The 7617-nt window shown below is 67.8% G+C and carries 7 protein-coding genes; 4 read left to right on the plus strand and 3 right to left on the minus strand.

Features of this window, described 5'->3' with window-relative positions; translation table 11 throughout:
* Nucleotides 1-168: 168 nt before the first annotated feature.
* Nucleotides 169-1302, minus strand: a complete 1134-nt coding sequence (locus D779_RS20330; protein WP_043758129.1) for an NAD(P)/FAD-dependent oxidoreductase — start codon at nt 1300-1302, stop codon at nt 169-171.
* Nucleotides 1303-1396: 94 nt separating this feature from the next.
* Complete coding sequence (locus D779_RS20335; RefSeq protein ID WP_043758132.1) at nt 1397-2017, minus strand: arylesterase; 621 nt, start codon at nt 2015-2017, stop codon at nt 1397-1399.
* Here D779_RS20335 and D779_RS20340 point away from each other — a divergent pair.
* A complete protein-coding gene (locus tag D779_RS20340; RefSeq protein WP_043758135.1) occupies nt 2016-2699 on the plus strand; it encodes an ABC transporter ATP-binding protein in 684 nt (227 codons plus the stop codon). The two genes, D779_RS20335 and D779_RS20340, sit on opposite strands and share 2 nt — an antisense overlap.
* Nucleotides 2696-5185, plus strand: coding sequence for an ABC transporter permease (locus D779_RS20345; RefSeq protein ID WP_043758137.1), 2490 nt, complete (start codon nt 2696-2698; stop codon nt 5183-5185). Before D779_RS20340 ends, D779_RS20345 begins: the two co-directional genes overlap by 4 nt.
* Nucleotides 5186-5379: 194 nt before the next feature.
* Here the strand turns inward: D779_RS20345 and D779_RS20350 are convergent, their stop codons facing one another.
* Nucleotides 5380-5577, minus strand: a complete 198-nt coding sequence (locus D779_RS20350; protein ID WP_043758141.1) for an Alvin_2107 family globule sulfur oxidation protein — start codon at nt 5575-5577, stop codon at nt 5380-5382.
* A 363-nt stretch (nt 5578-5940) separates the two neighbouring features.
* Here D779_RS20350 and D779_RS20355 point away from each other — a divergent pair, with 363 nt between their 5' ends.
* Both D779_RS20355 and D779_RS20360 read left to right on the plus strand, forming a co-directional pair.
* Nucleotides 5941-6984, plus strand: a complete 1044-nt coding sequence (locus tag D779_RS20355; RefSeq protein WP_043758145.1) for an AAA family ATPase — start codon at nt 5941-5943, stop codon at nt 6982-6984.
* The coding region (locus D779_RS20360) for a vWA domain-containing protein (RefSeq protein ID WP_043758148.1) at nt 6977-7617 on the plus strand (641 nt) is incomplete at its 3' end. The genes D779_RS20355 and D779_RS20360, both read left to right, overlap by 8 nt.

Consider the following 7617-nt stretch of genomic DNA (forward strand, 5'->3'; position numbering starts at 1 on the left):
CAGCCGCCAGCCGCCAGCCGCCAGCCGCCAGCCGCCAGCCGCCAGCCGCCAGCCGCCAGCCGCCAGCCGCCAGCCGCCAGCCGCCAGCCGCCAGCACTATAATCTAGCTGGTAGCTGGTAGCTGGTAGCTGGTAGCTGGTAGCTGGTAGCTGGTAGCTGGTAGCTGGCTCAGGCCGAGCGATAGCGGTGCAGGTACATCCACTCGAAGAATCGCTTGAGCCAGTGGAACAGCTTCATCGAGGGCAGCACCAGATTGAACTTCTCGTTGCGGGCCACGAGCATGCCGCTGTCGTTGGTGTCGACGATGCAGATGAGTTCGACCCGGAAACCGGCCTTGGGCTCGCGGCCGGCGAATTCGGCCAGTAGGTTCTTGACCGCGGCACGCGCCTGCAGGTCGGCCATGTGGCCCTGCTTGGGCATCCAGTCAGGCCCCGGGAAGCTGCCCGAGTCGCCCGCCACGTAGACCCGCTCGAAGCCTGGCACCCGGCACTGGGCGTCGGCCTGGACCAGCCCGCCCGGCGAGCGCGGCAGGCCGGTGTTGTCGAACCAGGCGTTTCCGGTCACGCCCGGCATGAAGAGGATGAGATCGGCATCGAACTCCTCGCTCTCGGTGGTGACCTTGGTCTCCGAAAAACCCTTCATCTTGCTGCCGAGATGGGTCTCGATCCCGCAGCGCTTCATCTCGGCGAGCAGACCGTCGACCGCCTTGGGTCCGAGACGGTTTCCGGGACGCTCGGCCGGGGTGAAGAAGTGGAGATCGAACTTGTCGCGGCGCTTCTCCTTGCGCAGCTGATTGTCCATGCCGAACAGGAATTCGAAGATGGGCCCACCGCGCATGGAGGACTGTTCCTTCGGGTTGCTGGCGAAGCCCATGGCGATGCTGCCGCCATCCATGGCCTTGACCCGATCGCGGATCGCCTTGACCGCCGCCACGCCCTCGCAGGGAACGATGGCATGCTCGATCCCGGGCAGTTTCTTGATGAAGCGCCCGCCGCTGGCGATGATGAGACCGTCGTTCTCGATGGGTCCGTAGGTGGTCTCCAGGATGCGCCCGTCGGCGCTGAGACCGGTCGCCTCGCCCGGCACGTGTTTCACCCGCATCCGCTCGAAGAAGCGCTCCAGATCGATGACCAGGTCGTCGCCCGTGCGCAGCCCGGACGGCACCCAGATGAGGCCGGGGTAATAGACGTATTCGGGCTTGCGGCTGACCAGGGTGATCTCGAGGCTCGGATCGGCCTTGCGCAATGCCCGCACTGCGGTCAGGCCGGCGAATCCGGCCCCCACGATCGTCACGCGTTGCATGTCGTCATCTCCTTTCGGTACTACCCAGCGATGGCTGGACGAATATGAAACCATGGCCATCCATGGATGGCCTCCAAACTCCAATCGGCTTAGATCAGCGACCCTCGGGCGCGCCCAGCAGCGGTTCGAGCGCGGGCCAGACGTTGTCCAGGATACGCCCCTGGGCCTTGGCCAGGGGATGCAGACCATCCGGCTGCATCAGGTCCCAATGTTCGGCGACGTCCGCGAGCAATGCCGGAACCAGGGGCACGTCCAGCGACTCGGCAACCTCCCGGAACGCGGCTTGAAAGCCCTGGGTATAGGACGCACCGTAGTTCGGCGGCAGACGCACGCCGATCAAGAGGACTCGACACCCGGCCTCCCGCCCCAGCTGAACCAAGCGCGTCAGATTCTGTCGGACCAAATCGAGTCCCAGCCCGCGCAGACCGTCGTTCGCGCCCAGCTCCAGCACCAGCACGGACGGCCGATGACGCTCCAGCAGCGGCGGCAGACGGGTCAGGCCACCTGAGGTGGTGTCGCCCGAGACGCTGGCGTTCACCACCGCCTCGGCGCGACCCTCGGCTTCGAGCCGCTCGGCGAGCAGGTCGACCCAGCCCTCGCCCGGGGCCAGGCCGTAGCCGGCGCTCAGGCTGTCGCCCAAGACCAGGATCGGCGGCGACTCGGCCATCGCGATGGAGGGCAGCGTCAGCATACAGATGAGGAATAATCGGATCATGTCAGAACCCCGAACGGTGTCGCAGGCGATCGGCTTGGGCAAGCATGTTAACGGTCCGGCCGGCGGATTGACCATCCTCGACGGTCTGGATCTGGAGATCGGCGCCGGCGAGGCCGTGGCCATCCTGGGCGCCTCCGGATCGGGCAAGTCCACGCTGCTCTCGCTGCTGGCCGGACTGGACGAGGCCACCGCCGGAGAGGTCTGGCTGTGCGGCCGGCGCATCGCCGACCTGGACGAGGACGGGCGCTCCGAGCTGCGCGGCGGCCGGGTCGGATTCGTCTTCCAGAACTTTCAGCTGCTCCCGACCCTGACCGCGCGCGAGAACGTGCTGCTGCCACTGGAGCTCACGGGCACGGAGGGCGCGGCCGAGCGCGCCGACGCCGCGCTGGAACGGGTCGGTCTCACCGCCCGCGCGGGACACTATCCCCGTCAGCTCTCGGGCGGCGAACAGCAGCGGGTCGCCATCGCCCGCGCCTACGCCCCGCGCCCGAGCGTGCTCTTCGCCGACGAACCGACCGGCAACCTCGACCAGCAGACGGGCGAGCAGATCATCGAGCTACTGCTCGAGCTGCGCGAGGCCGCCGACGCGGCACTGATCCTGGTCACCCACGACCCGCGCCTGGCCGAGCGCTGCGACCGCCGGCTGCGGATGCGCGACGGACGCCTGGAGTCCCTGACATGAACGTCTGGCGCATCGCCCTGCGGCTGCTGCGCCGCGACTGGCGCAGCGGGGAGCTCTATCTGCTCGCCGCCGCCCTGGTGATCACGGTCGCCGCCGTGACCGCCGTCGGTTTCTTCACCGACCGAGTGGAGACCAGCATCGAGCGCCAGGGTTCCGAACTCATCGCCTCGGATCTGGCGATCGACTCATCCGCGCCCATCCCGCAGACGCTGGACGCCGAGGCCAAGGCACGCGGGCTCGCGACCGCCCGCACGGTCGAATTCCGCAGCGTCGTGGTCGCGGACCAGGGCCCCCGGCTGGTCAACATCAAGGCGGTCGATCCCGGCTATCCGCTGCGCGGCGAGCTGCGCGTCCGTCAGGGCGTCGACACGCTGGACGAGCCAGCCCCCCAAGGCCCATCCCAGGGCGAGGTCTGGGTGGAATCGCGTCTGCTGGCACTGCTCGGCGTCCGAATCGGCGATACGCTCGGCGTCGGCGAGACCCGGCTGCGCATCGGCGCCGTCCTGACCCAGGAGCCGGACGCGGGCCGCAGCTTCTTCAACATCGCCCCGCGGGTGATGATGAACGCCGCCGATCTGGAGGCGACCGGGCTCATCGGTCCCGCCAGCCGGGCGACCTATCGCCTGCTGATCGCGGGCGAGGACGAGAGGGTCGCGAGCTACCGGGACTGGCTCGAGCCGCGCCTGGCGGCGAACATGTCGGCCGAGTCGGCGAGCAAGGCACGGCCCGAATTCGCCACGGCGGTCGACCGCGCCGCACGCTTCCTGCACCTGGCGACGCTGACCACGCTGCTGGTCGCGGGCGCCGCCATCGCGCTCGCCAGCCATCGTCTGGTCGAGCGCCAGACGGACGCGGTCGCCGTCATGCGCTGCCTGGGCGCGCCCAGACGTCTGCTGATCCGCATCTTCGTGCTGCGGCTGGTGCTCTTCGGACTGATCGCCAGCCTGGTCGGCTGTCTGCTGGGCTGGCTGGCCCAGGCCGGATTGGTCGACACATTGTCGGGCTGGCTCGGCGAGGAGCTGCCGCCACCCTCGGCCGCGCCCCTGCTCGTGGGGGTGACGACCGGACTGGTCAGCCTGCTCGGATTCGCCCTCCCGCCCCTGCTGCAGCTCGCCCAGGTGACGCCGCTGCGCGCCCTGAGACGCGACGCCGGAAGACCGCGTGCATCCGCGGCGATCACCCTGGCCGCCGCCGCGCTCGCGCTCGGACTGCTGATCCTCTGGCAGGCACAGGATCCGACCCTGGCCTGGAAGCTGATCGCGGGCGTGCTCGGCGCGCTGGCGACGCTGATCCTCTGCGTCCTGCTCCTGGTGCGACTCGCCGGCGGGCTCGCCGGACGCACCCGTGGCGTCTGGCGCCTGGGGCTGGCGGCCTTGGCCCGACGCCCGAGCGGCGCCGTGCTGCAGATCGGCGGATTCGGTATCGGCATCCTGGCGCTCCTGCTGCTCGCCGTGGTCAGGCTCGATCTGCTGCGCGCCTGGGAGGACAGCCTGCCGACCGACGCGCCCAACTATTTCCTCATCAACATCCAGCCCCAGGAGGTCGAGCCGCTGCGCGACTTCCTCGCCGAATCTGGGATCGAGCGGACCGACATCCTTCCAATGATCCGGGGCCGCCTGACCCATATCGGCGACCATCAGGTCGAGCCGAGCGACTACCAGGATCCGCGCGCCGAGCGGCTCGCGACCCGCGAGTTCAACCTCAGCTACGGGACCGAGCCACAGCCGGACAACCGCATCGCCGCCGGCGCCTGGTGGCCGGACGCCGAGGCGCCGCCCCAGTTCTCGGTCGAGACAGGGATCGCCGAGACGCTCGGCATCGCACTGGGCGACACCCTCACCTTCTGGGTCTCGGGCCACGCCGTCAGCGGCCCGGTGACCAGCCTGCGCGAGGTGCAGTGGGACAGCTTCAACGTCAACTTCTTCGTCGTCTCGAGCCCGGCCCTGCTGCGCGACGAGGCCGCGACCTATATCACCAGCTTCCATCTGCCGGCCGGCAGCGACGCACTGATCGCCGAGCTCTCGCGACGCTTTCCGAGCGTGACGCCGCTGGATGTGGACGCCATCCTGGATCAGGTCCGGCAGGTGATCGACCGCGGCGTGCTGGCGGTCGAATACGTCTTCGCCTTCACACTCGTCGCTGGACTGCTGGTGATGTATGCCGGGATCCAGGCGAGCCTGGAGGACCGGCGCGCCGAGCACGGGATCCTGCGGACACTGGGGGCGGGGCGCCGGGCGCTGCTGGGAAGCCTGGCGGTCGAGTTCGCCGCGGCCGGATTGCTGGCGGGACTGCTGGCCTCCGTCTTCGCCGAGACGACCGGTTGGCTGCTGGCCGAACAGCTGTTCGAGCTGGAGTTCAGCTTCAATCCATGGCTCTGGGTCATGGGTGTGCTGGGATCAGGGCTGGCGATCGGACTGGCGGGGACCCTGGCGACCTATCCGCTGCTGATCCGCCCGCCGCTGCAGGCGCTCAGGCGGGCTGGCTAGGCGAATATCGGACATGGGGCTACCCGAGGATGGATAGCTGGCGGGGAATTTAGGTGTTTGCCGGACGACCGCCAGCCGATCGGGGAATAGAGGGTGGAGAATTCGACTGGTTCGGACTCAGGAGAGGCAGGACGATGCCTGTTCGTGCATCCTGCCAATCCTGACCCTCGAGCTCAAGGCGGGGATCCTCAGGATCAGGCCTGAACCCACTCGCCGAAGTTGTCGGTGTTCTTCTCCTCGCCGTCGTTGTAGCCCGCCTCGTAGGCATCCGTCAGGCGCTGCTCCTCACGCTTGGGGTTCTGGAGGAAACCACATTGCCAACCCTGGATGTATTCGTCGTCGACGCCCATCTGCTCCATCTTGGTCACGGCATCGTAGTAGAACTGGTTCATTTCCGGTCTCCGAGCGACTGAATATGGCGAAGGCCTCGCCGATCACGGCTGAGCCAACGATTTATTGTAATTGATGAACCAGGCCCGAGCGGGCCTTGGATCCATCGAGTCCTCACAGGTTTCGAATCTCGGACGGAGCGCCTCCCTGGGTCGGGCTGCGATCGCGGGAACGAGAAGGGGCATAAGAATACAGCGTTTTTCTAATAGGTGACAACAAGCATGGGCGATTACATGATCCGCGCGCCGGCAATGACGATCATCAATGATCCATGCTTGGCAAAAGGCCGATTCGCTCCCATCTGGCCATCATAGCCGCCAATCCCGGCCACGCACGGCCGTGCGTCAGGAGGAAACTGAAACATCATGCGACCAGCCCAGTTGTTTCGCGTCCTGGATCGCGAATTCGCCAGCGCCTCCGAGGGCCATCACACACCGACCATGCTCTGGGGCCCCCCTGGGGTCGGCAAATCGCAGATGGTATCCCAGATCGCCGAGCGACACGGAGTTCCCGTCATCGACATCCGGCTCTCGCAGATGGAGCCAAGCGATCTCCGAGGCATCCCCTTCCGCAGCGGCGACTGGGTCGAGTGGGCCGTACCCGCCATGCTGCCGAACGCCGAGCGTCAAGGACCGAGCGGCGTCCTCTTCCTCGACGAGATCACCTCGGCACCGCCCGCGGTCTCGGCCGCGGCCTATCAGCTCATCCTCGACAGGCGCCTGGGCGAATACCGGGTCCCGGACGGCTGGGCCATCTTCGCCGCCGGCAACCGCCAGGGCGACCGCGGCGTCACCTACGCCATGCCGGCGCCGCTGGCCAACCGCTTCGCCCATTTCGAGGTCGAGACCCATCTGGACGACTGGGTGTCCTGGGCCTACGCGAACGCCATCGACGAGCGCGTCATCGCCTTCCTGCGCTTCCGCCCCGAGCTGCTGTTCGATTTCGACCCGGCGCACAATCCGGTCGCCTTTCCCACGCCGCGCTCCTGGGAGTTCGCCCATCGCGGACTGCAGAAATTCCAGGATCACCCCGACCTGCTGCAGGGCGCGCTCCAGGCCTGCGTCGGCCCGGCCGCCGGGATCGAGCTCGATGCCTTCATCCGCAGTCTGGAGCTGATGCCCGACCTGGACGCCATCGCCCGCGGCGAGTCGGTCGCCGTGCCGCGCGAGATCGACCTCCAATACGCCGTCGCCGCCGCACTGGTCGGTCGGGCGATCCGGTCGCTCACCGAGGAGAATGCCCAGACCCTCATCGGCAACATCCTCAACTATGCGGGTCATTTCCCCGAGCGCGAGATGGGCGTGATGCTGGTCTCGGATCTGCACCGGGCGGTCGGCAACCGTCTGTTCGAGGTTCCTTCCTTCGCCGACTGGGCCCAGGCCGTCTCGGACGTCATGCTCTATGGCTGAGGCATCCACACCGGATCCGGCCGCGATCGAGACCAAGCTCGCCGCTGCGCGCACCCGGCTCATCCTGGACAAGCCCTTTCTCGGCGCCCTGGTGCTGCGATTGCCGCTCCAACCGGCCGCCGCCCACTGGTGCCCAACCACGGCCACCGACGCCCGAACCTTCTATTTCAATCCGGGCTACATCGACTCGCTCAGCCTGGAGCAGACCCAATTCATCCTGGCCCACGAGGCGCTGCACTGCGCACTCTCCCATTTCGCCCGCCGCAGCCACCGGGTCAAGCGCCGCTGGGACCTGGCCTGCGACCATGCCATCAACCCCTTGCTGATCGAGGACGGCCTGACCCCACCGCCCTCGGCGCTCGTCCAGCCGCGCTTCAAGGGGCTGACCGCAGAGGAGATCTATCCGCTGATCGAGGAGGAGGATGGGTCCGAAACGCTCGACCAGCATCTCTACGATCGCGAAGAGTCCTCCAAGGGCAACCGACCGAACCCGGACCACTCGGAGTCGGACGGGACACAGAAACCGAACCGGAACGACCCCGACCCGAACCAGGGTGGATCCGGGGAACGCGCATCCGCAACCGACGGCAACGGCTCGGGCGCGCCCGAGCCGCGGCCGCTCTCGGCGAGCGC

The sequence above is a fragment of the Imhoffiella purpurea genome, assembly GCF_000585215.1.
Taxonomy (GTDB): domain Bacteria; phylum Pseudomonadota; class Gammaproteobacteria; order Chromatiales; family Chromatiaceae; genus Imhoffiella; species Imhoffiella purpurea.

Excerpts from the sequence above, each read along its gene's own strand:
- D779_RS20350 (WP_043758141.1), bottom strand. The coding sequence starts at position 5,577 with ATGAACCAGTTCTACTACGATGCCGTGACCAAGATGGAGCAGATGGGC.
- D779_RS20335 (WP_043758132.1), bottom strand. The coding sequence starts at position 2,017 with ATGATCCGATTATTCCTCATCTGTATGCTGACGCTGCCCTCCATCGCG.
- D779_RS20345 (WP_043758137.1), top strand. The coding sequence starts at position 2,696 with ATGAACGTCTGGCGCATCGCCCTGCGGCTGCTGCGCCGCGACTGGCGC.
- D779_RS20330 (WP_043758129.1), bottom strand. The coding sequence starts at position 1,302 with ATGCAACGCGTGACGATCGTGGGGGCCGGATTCGCCGGCCTGACCGCA.
- D779_RS20340 (WP_043758135.1), top strand. The coding sequence starts at position 2,016 with ATGTCAGAACCCCGAACGGTGTCGCAGGCGATCGGCTTGGGCAAGCAT.
- D779_RS20355 (WP_043758145.1), top strand. The coding sequence starts at position 5,941 with ATGCGACCAGCCCAGTTGTTTCGCGTCCTGGATCGCGAATTCGCCAGC.